Genomic DNA, 13,894 nt, shown 5'->3' with positions numbered 1-13,894 from the left:
AACTCAATCAACAGCAAAGGTCGTCTGAAATCTCCTTCAGACGACCTTTATCACTATTTACCACGCATCAATTCAAAAAACTCATCATTGTTTTTGGAATCTTTGAGTTTACCCACCAAAAATTCGGTCGCTTCGATTTCGTCCATCGGATGCAGGAATTTGCGCAAGAGCCACATGCGCTGCAACTGGTCGTTCGGCACCAGCAACTCTTCACGACGCGTACCGGATTTGTTGATGTTAATGGCGGGGAACAGGCGTTTTTCCGCCATGCGGCGGTCGAGATGCAACTCCATATTGCCCGTACCTTTAAATTCTTCGTAAATCACGTCGTCCATGCGACTACCGGTTTCCACCAGAGCGGTGGCGATGATGGTAAGCGAACCGCCTTCTTCTACATTGCGCGCTGCGCCGAAGAAGCGTTTGGGGCGGTGGAGGGCATTGGCATCTACGCCGCCGGTCAGGATTTTGCCAGAAGTGGGTACAACGGTATTGTAGGCGCGGGCGAGACGGGTAATCGAGTCAAGTAGGATGACCACGTCTTTTTTGTGTTCCACCATACGCTTGGCTTTTTCAATCACCATTTCCGCCACTTGGACATGGCGTTGCGCCGGTTCGTCGAAGGTGGAGGAAACCACTTCGCCGCGCACGGAACGGCTCATTTCGGTAACCTCTTCCGGACGTTCGTCAATCAACAAGACAATGAGTTCGACATCGGGATAGTTGGCGGTAATCGCGTGGGCGATATTTTGCAGCATCACGGTCTTACCGGTTTTCGGCGGTGCAACCAAAAGGGCGCGCTGTCCGCGACCGATGGGGGAGACCAGATCAATGGCGCGGCCGGTAAGGTTTTCTTCGGCTTTAATGTCGCGCTCGAGTTTGAACTGTTTGGTAGGGAAAAGCGGGGTGAGGTTTTCGAAGAGGATTTTGTGTTTGCAGACTTCGGGATGATCGCCGTTGATGCTGTCGAGACGGACGAGGGCGAAATAGCGTTCGTTATCTTTGGGTACGCGTACGCTGCCTTCGATGGTGTCGCCCGTATGCAGGTTGAAGCGGCGGATTTGCGTGGGTGAGACGTAGATATCGTCGGGACCCGCGAGGTAGGAAGTGTCCGCGCTGCGTAAAAAGCCGAAGCCGTCGGGCAGGATTTCGAGCGTGCCGGAGCAGGTAAAGCTTTCGCCCTGCTTCATCATTTGGCGGACGATGGCAAATACGAGGTCTTGTTTGCGGAAACGGTTGGCGTTTTCAATGCCGTGTTCTTCTGCCATTTCCAAGAGTTTAGAAATGTGTAGGGTTTGTAGTTCTGAAACGTGCATGATTTTTGACAGTTGTATTGGAAAGAATGGGATTCGGAAGACAGAGGTCGTCTGAAAAGAATAGTGTACGGAACGTACGATGATTTTTGAGAAACCTGAATTGTAGGCAGTCGGAGGGCGGGTGTCAAATTTAGGCGGGACAAGGTTTGTATGGTATAGGTTTTGTTGCATGACTGGTAACACTAAATAAACAAGTTGACTGAAAAATACGTTTCAGACGACCCCTTGAAAAGAAATAGCAATCCCTCTAACTATTTAGTGTTTATTCAGATAACCCTTTGGAAAAATACTGCGATATATGGCGTATAGACCGATTGTCATCATAGAATGGAGAACTGTGAAGGCAGAAAAACAAATACTATAACGATACCAAGCCATATACCAGTAATTCAGGGATACAATGACAACAGGTATTCAAGTTAGCTTTAATGGTAGAAACTGGTCTGACATTCTCTACCATGATCAAAACAGGAGTCAGCCAGAGCATCATAGAATAAATGACAAATAGCAAGTAAGCCTATAAGCGATAAAAAATTTATGAAACTAGAAAATTGTTAGGATTATGGAGTATATACAATGGTTAAGCTTTTAAAGCTTGGAAAGTCAGAAGAAGAAATTAAAGATTTAGAAAATAGGGAAGGTAAATTAAACAAAAAAACCATCAAACGGTATTTATTTTTAGATGCCCATAAAATTGCTTCATCCGATGATATTTTAAAATTTGAAAATCATTACAACGTATCATTACCAGATGAATATAAGGAATTTTTAAAGAAAAATAATGAAGGAATGCCAAATGATAGTTGTTTTCTAGATGATAGGGTTTTAAATTTCTTTTTTGGATTGTTTAATAATCCAAGATTAGAAGAATCTATTGAGTGGCATTTAAATATTTATGATGATAGATATCCATCATCAATGTTACCTATTGCATCTGCAGGAGGTGGAGATTTAATTTTGATTGGCATAAAGGATGAATATCAGTCTAAAATTTTTTACTGGTCTCATGATTTTGAGGCAGAGGAAAGCGGAAGCCAATATTTTGAAAATATTGAGTTCATCTCAAATAATTTAAAAGAATTTTTGAGCATGCTTTCTTCTGAAGACTAATGCTTTTTTAGTCTAAAAAAACCAAATAACGACCTGCATGATGACAGATATAAGTCAGGGACACATATCCAAGAGTAAAAAGATTTCCCCTCGTGAGTGTATAAATAAAAGAAACACTGACAATAAAAAAGTAAAAAGCGGTAATACGAATATGTTCAACAGCAAAATAACTAGAACAAACCACTCTTCTTTAAAAATCCAGCAACCAGCCTAAGAGAATAGATAAATGACCACACCCAAAGACCCTCTCGGTTCTGCATGGATGATTATTGCCGCACTCAGCTTTACTGTCATGAACGTGTGCATCAAAGCCGCGGCGGCAAAATTCGGTTTCAACAGTGGCGAACTGGTATTTTGGCGCATGAGTTTTGCTGCCGTCGTATTAGGCATAATGGCAAAAGCACGCGGCGACACCTTTGCTACGCCGCATTGGAAAACCCACCTCAACCGCAGCGTTGTCGGCACAGCCGCCATGTTTTGCCTGTTTTATGCCGTCATGCACCTGCCGCTGGCAACGGGGGTAACCTTAAGCTACACCTCTTCGATTTTTCTGGCGGTATTTTCATTTTTTATCCTGAAAGAGCGGATCGCGTTTTATACGCAGGCAGTTTTGTTATTTGGCTTTTTCGGTGTCGTCCTGCTGCTGAACCCTTCGTTTAAAGGCGGACAGGAAATCGCCGCATTGGCAGGCTTGGCGGGCGGAGCCATGTCAGGTTGGGCGTATTTGCAGGTGCGCGAACTGTCGTTGCTCGGCGAGCCGGGTTGGCGGGTAGTGTTTTATTTTTCGATAACCGGTGTCGTCATGGCATCGGTTTGGGCAACTTTGACCGGCTGGCACAGCATTCCCCTATCCGCCCTGCCCTATCTTTTCTGCATCGGGCTTGCCGCCATGCTTGCCCAACTTTCCATGACCCGCGCCTATAAAGTCGGCAACAAATTCACCGTCGCCTCTCTTTCTTATCTGACCGTCGTCTTTTCCGCCCTATCGGGCATGATATTTTTGGGCGATACCGTCACTTGGCAGGAAACCTTTGGTATGATTATTATTGTCACAAGCGGCATATTAAGCAGCATCCGACCGGTTTCGATTAAAAAGTGGCTTACCAAAACAAGCTGACCATCAACCTCATCATTAACATCATATAAAAAGGAGAGTACGATGATTTCCATCCGCGAGCAGTCTTACGGTTTGAATGTGGCGCTGTACAACGAATTTACCCTCGACGATTTCCGCCAGCTTGAAGCTGCCTTATTGGAAAGCAAACAAAAAATCCACTTGCCCGACATCCTTTTGGATTTGTCCATGCTGAAAGATTTCACAATCGATATGGCGATGGAGCAAATCAAATTCCTCAATCAACATGAAAACGATTTCGGCCGCGTCGCCGTCATTACAGACGACATTTGGATCAAACTCGGCGCCCGCCTCTCCAGCCTGTTGACCAACCAACATCCGAAATATTTTGACGATGCCACTAAGGCACAAGAATGGCTGTTGGCAAGCAATTTCAGGCAATAAAAATGAAGGGCTGAAACAGACGAAATAGCATCCCGCCCTTTTCACCTTCTGAATTTCTCTCGGAAGGGGTCGTCTGAAACATGCAAAATACACACAAAATAGCCCCGTTTTAGTGTTATCAATGACGTTTTTTTTCATTTAAATATGCTAAAACTCGATAATTTGTGTAAAATACACTCCACATAAGAATAGGACTCCCATGCTGCTGATTCCCGCAATCGATTTAAAAGAAGGCCGCTGCGTGCGCCTGAAACAAGGTTTGATGGAGCAGGCGACGGTGTTTTCCGATTCGCCCGCCGAAACTGCGCTGCATTGGTTCAAACAAGGCGCGCGCCGTTTACATTTGGTGGACTTGAACGGCGCATTTGCCGGCGTTCCGCAAAATTTCCCCGCCATCAAGGACATCCTCGCTGCTGTTGCCAAAGACATTCCCGTACAGCTGGGCGGCGGAATACGCGACTTGGAAACCATTGAAAAATATTTGGATTTTGGACTGAACGACGTCATTATCGGTACGGCGGCGGTAAAAAATCCCGACTTCGTGCGCGAGGCGTGTAAAACATTTCCCGGGCAGATTATCGTCGGGTTGGATGCCAAAGACGGCATGGTGGCGATAGACGGCTGGGCGACGGTAACCGAGCATCATGTGATTGATTTGGCGAAACGTTTTGAAGACGACGGCGTCAACAGCATTATTTACACCGACATCGGCCGCGACGGCATGATGAGCGGCGTGAACATCGACGCAACCGTCAAACTGGCGCAAGCCGTCGCCATTCCGGTTATCGCGTCGGGCGGTTTGACCAATTTGGACGACATCCGCGCTTTGTGTGCCGTTGAAAAACACGGCGTGGCGGGCGCGATTACCGGGCGTGCGATTTACGAGGGCAGTATTGATTTTGCCCAAGCGCAACAGTTGGCGGATTCGCTGGCATAATTTGTATTGGCGGAACCCGCCGCACTCGTTTTGGCGAAATTTCGTTACACTCGTTTTAGCGAAACTCGCTGCGCTCGTTTTCAGACGACCTTATTTAAAAACAACCATCAAGGTCGTCTGAAATGACCAAACGTTTACTTACTTGTCCCGCCGTTTTCAAACAATATAGCGGGGCGAAGATACACAATACTCGGTTGAACCTGTTTGCTTTCATTGTTGTCCTGTCTGCACAGGCAGGACAAAAGACGGGTTCGTCCATTTTTCTTCACAATAAAAGGCGGCTGACCGCCGAATATTGTTTGGGACTCACCATCCCACACTCACTAGTTTTATTTACTTTTCAAGGGGTATTTCATGTTTGAAGCATTTATTTTGGGCTTTTGGATTATCTGGTCATCCGGCCGCAACGTGCGCGCCGTCAGCGAAGGTTTGGGATTTACCATCATCGCCATCCTCGTCCGCCAGCTTTCCGCGTTCGATATGCCGATGATCGACACCTATTGGATGGTGTTTAACGGCGCATTGTGGGCATTTGCCAGCACAGTGTTTTATATCGTCGGACGCTTCAGCGGCAGCTTTATGACTTCCTGCGTATTCGCCGCCATTGCAGGCGTCGGCTATTTCCAACTGCTCCAACACCTGCCCAAATGGGTGCACAACTGGCTGGCGTAACACCTGCCTTGCCGGTATCAATGATTTGAAAGGTCGTCTGAGACGGATTGTCCGTTTGGGTGGAATCCGTTGTATGGGTTTTAGCGAAACTCGTTACACTCGTTTTGGCGAAACTCGCTTCGCTCGTTTTCAGACGACCTCATTCCTAGTTTTGGAAAGGCATTCAAAATGGCACTGGCAAAACGCATCATCCCCTGTCTCGACGTCAAAGACGGCCGCGTCGTCAAAGGCGTAAACTTTCTCGGTTTGCGCGATGCGGGCAATCCCGTCGATGTCGCCAAACGCTACAACGACGAAGGTGCGGACGAGCTGACCTTCCTCGACATCACTGCCTCCTCCGACAACCGCGACACCATTTTGCACGTCATCGAAGACGTTGCCTCACAGGTTTTCATTCCGCTGACCGTCGGCGGCGGTGTACGCACCGTAGCCGACATCCGCCGCCTGCTCAATGCCGGTGCGGACAAAGCCAGCATCAACACCGCTGCCGTTACCAATCCCGATTTAGTCAACGAAGCCGCCGGATTTTTCGGTTCGCAAGCCATCGTCGTCGCCGTCGATGCCAAAGCCGTCAATTCCGAAAACACCCGCTGGGAAATTTTCACCCACGGCGGGCGAACGCCGACCGGCTTGGACGCAGTCGAATGGGCGGTTGAAATGCAGCGGCGCGGTGCGGGCGAAATCTTGCTCACCAGCATGGACAGGGACGGCACGAAACAAGGCTTCAACCTGCCGCTTACCCGCGCCGTCAGCGAAGCGGTCGATATTCCTGTTATCGCTTCCGGCGGCGTCGGTAATGTGCAGCATCTGATTGACGGCATCAAAGAAGGCAAAGCAGATGCCGTGCTTGCCGCCAGTATTTTCCACTTCGGCGAAGTCAGTATCCGCGATGCGAAGCTCGCCATGCGCGAAGCTGGAATCGAAGTGCGGCTGTAAGTTGAACTTGATTGACTCGAGGTCGTCTGAAAACGAGCGCAGCGAGTTTCGCTAAAACGAGTGTAACGAGTTTCGTCAAAATAAATAAGGATGCCGAATATGGATAACAGCCTGCTTGAAGCCGTCAAATTCGACGAAAAAGGCTTGGTCTGCGCCATTGCCCAAGACCGGCAGACCCGCCGCGTATTGATGGTCGCATGGATGAACGCCGAGGCGCTGCAAAAAACCGTAGAAACCGGTTTCGCCCACTATTACAGCCGTTCGCGCCAAAAGCAATGGATGAAGGGCGAAGAATCGGGACACACGCAAAAGGTGTACGAATTACGCCTCGACTGCGACGGCGACGCCATCGTGATGCTGATAGACCAAAACGGCGGCATCGCCTGCCATACCGGACGCGAAAGCTGTTTCTACAAAGTTTGGAAAGACGGCGCATGGCAGACGGTTGATGCCGTGTTGAAAGACGAAAAAGCTATTTATGGGCATACGCATCCTTAGAGGTCGTCTGAAAATGAGCGCAGCAAGTTTCGCCAAAACGAGTGTAACGAGTTTCACTAAAAATCGGGCGGATGATTGTCTGTTGTCAGAAACAGCGTTACGCGAAGCCAAGCAAACCTATGCCTTATCCGAATAGTCCTTATCCTTCAAAGCCGAAAATCCCATGACCGACACCATCCTCTCCCAAATCCAAAACACCATCGACTCCCGCAAAGGCGGCGATTCCGAAGCTTCCTACGTTGCCCAGCTTCTGCACAAAGGTGAAGACAAAATCCTCAAAAAAGTTATCGAAGAAGCGGGCGAAGTCCTGATGGCGTCGAAAGACGGCGGCGGCGAACACCTCGTTTACGAAGTTGCCGACTTATGGTTTCACACTATGGTTCTCTTGGCGCACCATGGTTTGCGCGCCGAAGATGTCGTCAACGAGCTTGCGCGCCGTCAAGGTTTATCAGGCTTGGCGGAAAAAGCCTCTCGCAAAGAGTCTTGAATTTATATTACAATCCGACCTTATTCGTTTTTCTGCCGTCTGTTTGACGAAACGCGCTGCACTCGTTTTAGCGAAACTCGATTCTCTCGTTTTCAGACGACCTCGGAGCCATTATGGACAACTGTATTTTCTGTAAAATCGCCGCCAAAGACATTCCGGCGCAAACTGTGTACGAAGACGACGAGATGTTGTGCTTCAAAGACATCCGCCCCGCCGCACCAGTTCATCTGCTGCTGATTCCGAAAGTCCATTTCGACTCGCTGGCACACGCCGCGCCCGAACATCAAACCCTCTTGGGCAAAATGATGTTGAAAGTCCCTCAAATCGCCGAAGCGGCAGGTTTGACCGACGGCTTCAAAACCCTAATCAATACAGGCAAAGGTGGCGGGCAGGAAGTGTTCCACCTGCATATCCACATCATGGGTACGCCTGCGTAAACCAACATTTCAAATATCCATTCTCAACTATATCAAGGATTTATTATGGGTAGCTTCTCTCTGTGGCACTGGATTATCGTATTAATCATCGTTGTTTTGGTTTTCGGTACCAAAAAACTGCGCAACGTCGGTAAAGACCTCGGTGGTGCCGTGCATGACTTCAAACAAGGTCTGAACGAAGGTACCGACGGCAAAGATGCTAAAAAAGACGAAGTCATCGAACACAAAAAAGACGAAGACAAAGCATAATCTATGTTTGATTTCGGTTTGGGCGAGCTGCTTTTAGTCGGCATCGTCGCCCTGATTGTACTCGGTCCAGAGCGTCTGCCCGAAGCTGCCCGCGCCGCCGGACGGCTTATCGGCAAGCTGCAACACCTCGTCAGCAGCGTCAAGCAGGAATTCAACACCCAAGTCGAATTGGAAGAGCTGCGCAAAGCCAAACAGGAATTTGAAGCCGCCGCCGCACAAGTGCGCGACAGCCTCAAAGAAACCGGTACGGATATGCAGGACAACCTGCACAACATTTCCGACGGACTCAAACCTTGGGAACGCCTGCCTGCGCAGCGTACGCCTGCCGATTTCGGTTTGGATGAACACGGCAACCCGCTTCCTTCGTTAAGCACGGAAGTTTCAGACGACCCGGCTGTTTCCACGTCGTCTGAAAACGCTATGGCGCAAGCAGGCAATCCGACGGATGCCGTCGAAACCGACACGCCTGCGGAATCCGAACAAGACCGCGCTTGGCGCGAATACCTGACCGGCAGCGCCGCTCCGGTGTCCAATGCCGTAGAAGTCAGCTATATCGACACTTCCGCAGACGCGCCCGTGCTGCATATTACTTCCCTCAAAAAACAAGCGATGAACCGCAAGCGCGACCTGCGCCCGAAATTTCATGCCAAACCCAAACTTCGCGTCCGTAAAAAGTGAGTAAACCGGTGTCCGAACCTCAAAACGAACAACCCGTCCAACCTCTTATCGAACACCTTATCGAGCTGCGCCGCCGCCTGATGTGGATCGTCATCGGCATCGTCATTTGCTTTTTCAGCATAATGCCGTTTGCCCAGCAGCTTTATACCTTCGTTGCCGACCCCCTGATGGCAAACTTACCCAAAGACACCAGCATGATTGCCACCGACGTCATCGCACCGTTTTTCGTACCGGTAAAAGTGGCGCTGATGGCGGCATTCCTCGTTTCCCTACCGCACACGCTCTATCAAATCTGGGCATTCGTCGCACCTGCCCTCTACCAAAACGAAAAACGCCTGATTACCCCGCTTGTTCTCTCCAGCGTCAGCCTGTTTTTTGTCGGCATGGCGTTTGCCTATTACCTCGTTTTCCCCGTCATCTTTAAATTCCTCGCAGGCATCACCCCCGTCGGCGTCAACATGGCGACCGACATCGACAAATACTTGTCCTTTATTTTGGGCATGTTCGTCGCATTCGGCACGACTTTCGAAGTCCCCGTCGTCGTCGTCCTGCTCGCCAAAATCGGCGTCGTGACCACCGAACAACTCAAAAACGCACGACCCTACGTCATTGTCGGCGCATTCGTCGTTGCCGCCATCATTACCCCGCCGGACGTGATTTCCCAAACCCTGCTTGCTGTCCCGCTTATCTTGCTTTACGAAGCAGGTATTTGGTGCAGCCGCTTTGCCAAACCCAAATCGGACAAAACCGACGAACACCCGCCCCTTCCACCCGCAGAAACTTAAATCTGCCTGCGGATATAGCCTACAAAGGGCAAAGGTCGTCTGAAACGTAACATTCCGTTTCAGACGACCTTTTTCATACGCCAGCGTTTGCGTTGTATAGTGGATTAACTCTAAATCAGGACAAGGCGACGAAGCCGCAGACAGTACAGATAGTACGGAACCGATTCACTTGGTGCTTCAGCACCTTTAGAGAATCGTTCTCTTTGAGCTAAGGCGAGGCAACGCCGTACTGGTTTAAAGTTAATCCACTATACCGACCTTATACCGAAATCCCCACCAATTTCCTACATTGCCCCTTTCAGACGACCCCTCTATAATCCCCGTTTCCATCCTAAAAACAGGAAACACCTCATGAACATCACAGAAATCGTCCGCCAACGATACAGCACCAAGTCTTTCGACCCGTCCAAAAAAATCGCTGCCGAAGACTTCGCCCATATCGAAGCCGCCCTGCGCAACAGCCCCTCCAGCGTCAATATGCAGTCGTGGCACTTCATCATCGCCGATGACGAAGCGGGCAAAACGCGCATTGCCAAATCCACCGAAAAACTCCCTTACAACACCCCGAAAATTACTCATGCGTCCCATGTCGTCGTTTTCGCCGCCCGCGTTTGCGCCGACGATGATTATGTCGCCGCCGTATTGGCGCAAGAGGACAAAGACGGACGTTTCGCCACGGAAGAAGCCAAGCAGGCAGGCGATTCCACCCGCCGCCTGTTCTTGGGCATCCACCGCAACCAATTCCAAGATGAAGAGCAATGGCTTGCCAAACAAGTCTATATCAACATGGGCTTCACCCTGCTCGCCGCTGCCGCAGCAGGCATCGACGCCGTGCCGATGGAAGGCGTCGATTTGCAGGTTTTGAATGAGGAATTCGGTTTGACTGAAAAAGGCTACAAAGCCGTCGCCGTCGTCTCCTTCGGCTACCGTGCCGCAGACGATTTCAACGCCGCGCTGCCTAAATCGCGTTTTGAAAACGAAGTCATCTTCACCAAAATCTAAACCCGATAGAAACACAAATAAGGTCGTCTGAAACCCGACAATGCAGGATTTCAGACGACCTTATTTGTATCAGCCAATCGCGGCAACAATAAGATTAAATCGCCGCTTCCGCGCGTTCGCCCGTCCGTATCCGAATCACTTCTTCAACCGGCAACACAAAAATCTTGCCGTCGCCAATTTTGCCCGACCGCGCAGTCTCCACAATGATATCGATGGCGCGTTCCACATCTTCATCTGCCAACACCAGCTCGACTTTGACTTTTGGCAGAAAATCAACCGCATACTCCGCGCCGCGGTAAATTTCGGTATGCCCTTTCTGACGGCCGAAACCTTTAACCTCGCTAACCGTCATGCCGCTTATCCCGATTTCTGTCAGAGCTTCACGGACATCGTCCAATTTAAACGGCTTAATCACAGCTTCGATTTTTTTCATGATATTTTTCCTTAAATTTCAGGATGGCATAGCGTTCGACCCTCAACCAATCCGGTTTGGATAAAACGTTGAATCAGCCCAAATGCAGCCTTGCTTCCATTTTTTACACAATATAGTGGATTAACTTTAAACCAGGACGGCGTTACCTCGCCTTAGCTCAAAGAGAACGATTCTCTAAGGTGCTGAAGCACCAAGTGAATCGGTTCCGTACTATCTGTACTGTATCTGCGGCTTCCGCCTTGTCCTGATTTAAATTTAATCCACTATATAGACCGAACCGCCTGCCCATCCTAGCGTAGAACAGGTTGAATATTATAGTGAAACCCTAACAAAACCGCTATGGTCGCGCTTTTCGTCGGCTCCCGCCCATTTTCCAACACCTCCCGTTTAACACGGAAAAACAGGAATAAAAAGCGATACAAGGTCGTCTGAAAAAGGTTTTTAGGCATAAAATTTCCTGAATATCCTATTTTTTTATTTGATTAGTATTTTTTATCCAAAATTCAGCATAATGTTTTCCAATATTCACCATTCAGGATTTTGATTTACGTTAAAATATGCCTTTTTTTGTGAAGGTCGTCTGAAAAAGACGGAGAGAATAGATGTCTGAACAACATACACACGCTTCGACTTGGAAAAGCAAAATCAATGCGCTGGGGCCCGGAATCATGATGGCTTCGGCTGCGGTCGGCGGTTCGCACCTGATTGCCTCGACGCAGGCGGGTGCGCTTTACGGCTGGCAGCTTGCGTTGATTATTATTTTGACCAACCTCTTCAAATATCCGTTTTTCCGTTTCAGCGCGCATTACACGCTGGATACAGGCAAAAGCCTGATTGAAGGCTATGCGGAGAAAAGCCGCGTTTATTTGTGGGTATTCCTGATTTTGTGCGTTATCTCGGCAACGATTAACGCGGGTGCGGTCGCCATCGTGACCGCCGCCATTGTCAAAATGGCGATTCCTTCGCTGACGCTGAATGTCGGCGCAATCTCCGCGCTGATTATGGCTTCCTGCCTGATTATCTTGGCGAGCGGACGCTACAAAGCCTTGGACAACGTTTCCAAAATCATCATCGTCAGTCTGACGATTGCCACAGTCGCCGCCGCTGCCATCGCCATGTCGCGCGGCATGCAAATGAAACCCGACTTTATCGAGCCTACCCCATGGACACTGGCAGGCTTGGGCTTCCTCATCGCGCTGATGGGCTGGATGCCTGCGCCGATTGAAATTTCCGCTATCAACTCTTTGTGGGTAACGGAAAAACAACGCATCAATCCTTCCAGCTACCGCGACGGTATTTTCGACTTCAACGTCGGCTACATCACCAGCGCAGTGTTGGCAGTCGTCTTCCTCGCCTTGGGCGCGTATGTGCAGTACGGCAACGGGGAAGCAGTGCAAATGGCAGGCGGCAAATACGTCGGTCAACTGATTAATATGTACGCCGTCACCATCGGCGACTGGTCGCGTCCGATGGTCGCATTCATCGCCTTCGCCTGCATGTACGGTACAACGATTACCGTAGTGGACGGCTACGCGCGCGCGATTGCCGAGCCAGTGCGCCTGCTGCGCGGCAAAGACAAAACGGGCAACATCGAACTGTTTGCCTGGAACGTTTGGGTCGCAGGTACGGGCTTGGCAGTGATTTTCTGGTTCAACAGCGCAATGGCGGAGCTGCTCAAATTCGCCATGATTACCGCCTTCGTTTCTGCCCCCGTGTTCGCTTGGCTGAACTACCGCCTCGTCAAAGGCGACAAACGCCACAAGCTGACGGCAGGTATGGATCTCCTCGCCATCCTCGGCTTGATTTACCTGACCGGATTTACGGTTTTGTTCCTGCTGAACCTGACAGGCATCTTGGCTGCACCTAAGTAAGCCCAATCAAAACAAAGGTCGTCTGAAAACCGGATTTTGGTTTTCAGACGACCTTTTGTTATGTATGGCAAAATGTTCAAACAAAGGGATGAACTTCAAACCGATAACGCAAAGCAAACCGACATCGCCGCAGCCCATCAGAAACCCCGCCATATCCTTTTGAATTTCCAACCAAACCCATTATAATAACGCCTCCTCGCGCCGTCGCGGACGACTCTCGGCGGCATTTGTTATGGAAGAATTATGAAGCCGTCTATCTTAGAAAAACTACAACAACTCAGCGACCGTTTGGAAGAAGTAACCTCCCTCCTCGGACAGCCCGAAGCCACGTCCGACATGGACAACTACCGCAAGCTCACGCGCGAACACGCCGAATTGACGCCCGTGGTCGAAGTGTTCCAAAACTATCAGCTGGCGCAAAGCGACTTGACGGATGCCGAAGAAATGCTGTCCGATCCCGAAATGAAAGACTTCGCCGCCGAAGAAATCGAAGCGGCAAAAGCCAAAATCGACACGCTCGATACCGAACTGCAAAAACTGCTGCTGCCCAAAGATGCCGACGACGACAAAAACATCTTCATCGAAGTGCGCGCCGGAACGGGCGGCGACGAAGCCGCACTGTTTGCAGGCGACTTGCTGCGCATGTACAGCCGCTACGCCGAACGCAACCGCTGGCAGGTCGAAATCGTTTCCGCCAACGAAAGCGAGTTGGGCGGCTATAAAGAAGTCATCGCCCGCATTGTCGGCTTGGGCGCGTACAGTCGTCTGAAATTCGAATCGGGCGGCCACCGCGTGCAACGCGTCCCCGCCACCGAAAGCCAAGGTCGTATCCACACCTCCGCCTGCACCGTCGCCGTCATGCCTGAAGCGGACGAACTCGAAGACATCGAGTTGAACCCCGCCGACCTACGCATCGACACCTTCCGCGCATCCGGCGCGGGCGGTCAGCACATCAACAAAACCGACT

At 50.0% G+C, this 13,894-nt stretch carries 19 protein-coding genes; 16 read left to right on the top strand and 3 right to left on the bottom strand.

Features of this window, described 5'->3' with window-relative positions:
- Window positions 1-53 precede the first annotated feature (53 nt).
- On the bottom strand, window positions 54-1,313 hold the full coding sequence (gene rho / locus HMPREF3050_RS11020; RefSeq protein WP_003756207.1) for a transcription termination factor Rho: 1,260 nt from the start codon (window positions 1,311-1,313) through the stop codon (window positions 54-56).
- A gap of 576 nt (window positions 1,314-1,889) precedes the next feature.
- Here rho and HMPREF3050_RS11015 point away from each other — a divergent pair.
- The 14 genes from HMPREF3050_RS11015 (at window position 1,890) to nfsB (ending at window position 10,623) form a co-directional block, all read left to right on the top strand.
- On the top strand, window positions 1,890-2,423 hold the full coding sequence (locus HMPREF3050_RS11015) for an SMI1/KNR4 family protein (protein WP_070774818.1): 534 nt from the start codon (window positions 1,890-1,892) through the stop codon (window positions 2,421-2,423).
- Between the two features lie 226 nt (window positions 2,424-2,649).
- Window positions 2,650-3,540 carry a DMT family transporter gene (locus HMPREF3050_RS11010; RefSeq protein WP_070774817.1) on the top strand — a complete coding sequence of 297 codons (891 nt, stop codon included), beginning with the start codon at window positions 2,650-2,652 and terminating at the stop codon, window positions 3,538-3,540.
- 42 nt (window positions 3,541-3,582) lie between these two features.
- Entirely contained in the window at window positions 3,583-3,942 is a 360-nt protein-coding gene (locus HMPREF3050_RS11005; protein WP_049223638.1) for a SpoIIAA family protein, read from the top strand.
- A 199-nt stretch (window positions 3,943-4,141) separates the two neighbouring features.
- Window positions 4,142-4,879, top strand: coding sequence for a 1-(5-phosphoribosyl)-5-[(5-phosphoribosylamino)methylideneamino]imidazole-4-carboxamide isomerase (gene hisA / locus HMPREF3050_RS11000; RefSeq protein WP_070774816.1), 738 nt, complete (start codon window positions 4,142-4,144; stop codon window positions 4,877-4,879).
- A gap of 354 nt (window positions 4,880-5,233) precedes the next feature.
- Entirely contained in the window at window positions 5,234-5,551 is a 318-nt protein-coding gene (locus HMPREF3050_RS10995) for a hypothetical protein (RefSeq protein ID WP_003756197.1), read from the top strand.
- A 168-nt stretch (window positions 5,552-5,719) separates the two neighbouring features.
- Window positions 5,720-6,487, top strand: coding sequence for an imidazole glycerol phosphate synthase subunit HisF (hisF, locus tag HMPREF3050_RS10990; RefSeq protein WP_049223636.1), 768 nt, complete (start codon window positions 5,720-5,722; stop codon window positions 6,485-6,487).
- Window positions 6,488-6,586: 99 nt separating this feature from the next.
- Entirely contained in the window at window positions 6,587-6,985 is a 399-nt protein-coding gene (gene hisI, locus HMPREF3050_RS10985; protein ID WP_003769029.1) for a phosphoribosyl-AMP cyclohydrolase, read from the top strand.
- Window positions 6,966-7,121, top strand: a complete 156-nt coding sequence (locus tag HMPREF3050_RS14675) for a hypothetical protein (protein ID WP_168166270.1) — start codon at window positions 6,966-6,968, stop codon at window positions 7,119-7,121. The genes hisI and HMPREF3050_RS14675 overlap by 20 nt, the downstream gene beginning before the upstream one ends.
- 27 nt (window positions 7,122-7,148) lie before the next feature.
- Window positions 7,149-7,472, top strand: coding sequence for a phosphoribosyl-ATP diphosphatase (locus tag HMPREF3050_RS10980; RefSeq protein WP_070774815.1), 324 nt, complete (start codon window positions 7,149-7,151; stop codon window positions 7,470-7,472).
- 113 nt (window positions 7,473-7,585) lie between these two features.
- Window positions 7,586-7,909 carry a histidine triad nucleotide-binding protein gene (locus HMPREF3050_RS10975; RefSeq protein ID WP_003740880.1) on the top strand — a complete coding sequence of 108 codons (324 nt, stop codon included), beginning with the start codon at window positions 7,586-7,588 and terminating at the stop codon, window positions 7,907-7,909.
- A gap of 45 nt (window positions 7,910-7,954) precedes the next feature.
- On the top strand, window positions 7,955-8,158 hold the full coding sequence (tatA, locus tag HMPREF3050_RS10970) for a Sec-independent protein translocase subunit TatA (protein ID WP_003679438.1): 204 nt from the start codon (window positions 7,955-7,957) through the stop codon (window positions 8,156-8,158).
- Between the two features lie 3 nt (window positions 8,159-8,161).
- Window positions 8,162-8,836 carry a Sec-independent protein translocase protein TatB gene (tatB, locus tag HMPREF3050_RS10965; RefSeq protein ID WP_070774814.1) on the top strand — a complete coding sequence of 225 codons (675 nt, stop codon included), beginning with the start codon at window positions 8,162-8,164 and terminating at the stop codon, window positions 8,834-8,836.
- An 8-nt stretch (window positions 8,837-8,844) separates the two neighbouring features.
- Window positions 8,845-9,621: a twin-arginine translocase subunit TatC gene (gene tatC, locus HMPREF3050_RS10960; RefSeq protein ID WP_070774813.1), complete on the top strand. Its 777-nt coding sequence runs from the start codon at window positions 8,845-8,847 to the stop codon at window positions 9,619-9,621.
- Between the two features lie 351 nt (window positions 9,622-9,972).
- On the top strand, window positions 9,973-10,623 hold the full coding sequence (gene nfsB, locus HMPREF3050_RS10955) for an oxygen-insensitive NAD(P)H nitroreductase (protein ID WP_070774812.1): 651 nt from the start codon (window positions 9,973-9,975) through the stop codon (window positions 10,621-10,623).
- A 94-nt stretch (window positions 10,624-10,717) separates the two neighbouring features.
- Here nfsB and HMPREF3050_RS10950 read toward each other — a convergent pair whose 3' ends face one another.
- Window positions 10,718-11,056, bottom strand: coding sequence for a P-II family nitrogen regulator (locus HMPREF3050_RS10950; RefSeq protein WP_003756171.1), 339 nt, complete (start codon window positions 11,054-11,056; stop codon window positions 10,718-10,720).
- 602 nt (window positions 11,057-11,658) lie between these two features.
- Between HMPREF3050_RS10950 and HMPREF3050_RS10945 the strand changes: the two genes are divergently transcribed.
- Window positions 11,659-12,927, top strand: a complete 1,269-nt coding sequence (locus tag HMPREF3050_RS10945; protein ID WP_070635867.1) for an Nramp family divalent metal transporter — start codon at window positions 11,659-11,661, stop codon at window positions 12,925-12,927.
- Between the two features lie 6 nt (window positions 12,928-12,933).
- On the opposite strand, the gene HMPREF3050_RS10940 is transcribed toward HMPREF3050_RS10945, so the two are convergent.
- Window positions 12,934-13,080: a nitrogen fixation protein NifZ gene (locus HMPREF3050_RS10940; RefSeq protein ID WP_070774811.1), complete on the bottom strand. Its 147-nt coding sequence runs from the start codon at window positions 13,078-13,080 to the stop codon at window positions 12,934-12,936.
- A 90-nt stretch (window positions 13,081-13,170) separates the two neighbouring features.
- Between HMPREF3050_RS10940 and HMPREF3050_RS10935 the strand changes: the two genes are divergently transcribed.
- On the top strand, window positions 13,171-13,894 hold a 724-nt coding region (locus HMPREF3050_RS10935), incomplete at its 3' end, for a peptide chain release factor 1 (protein WP_070774810.1).

The sequence above is a fragment of the Neisseria sp. HMSC065D04 genome, assembly GCF_001815675.1.
Taxonomy (GTDB): domain Bacteria; phylum Pseudomonadota; class Gammaproteobacteria; order Burkholderiales; family Neisseriaceae; genus Neisseria.
This window is presented reverse-complemented; position numbering and strand designations above follow the sequence as displayed.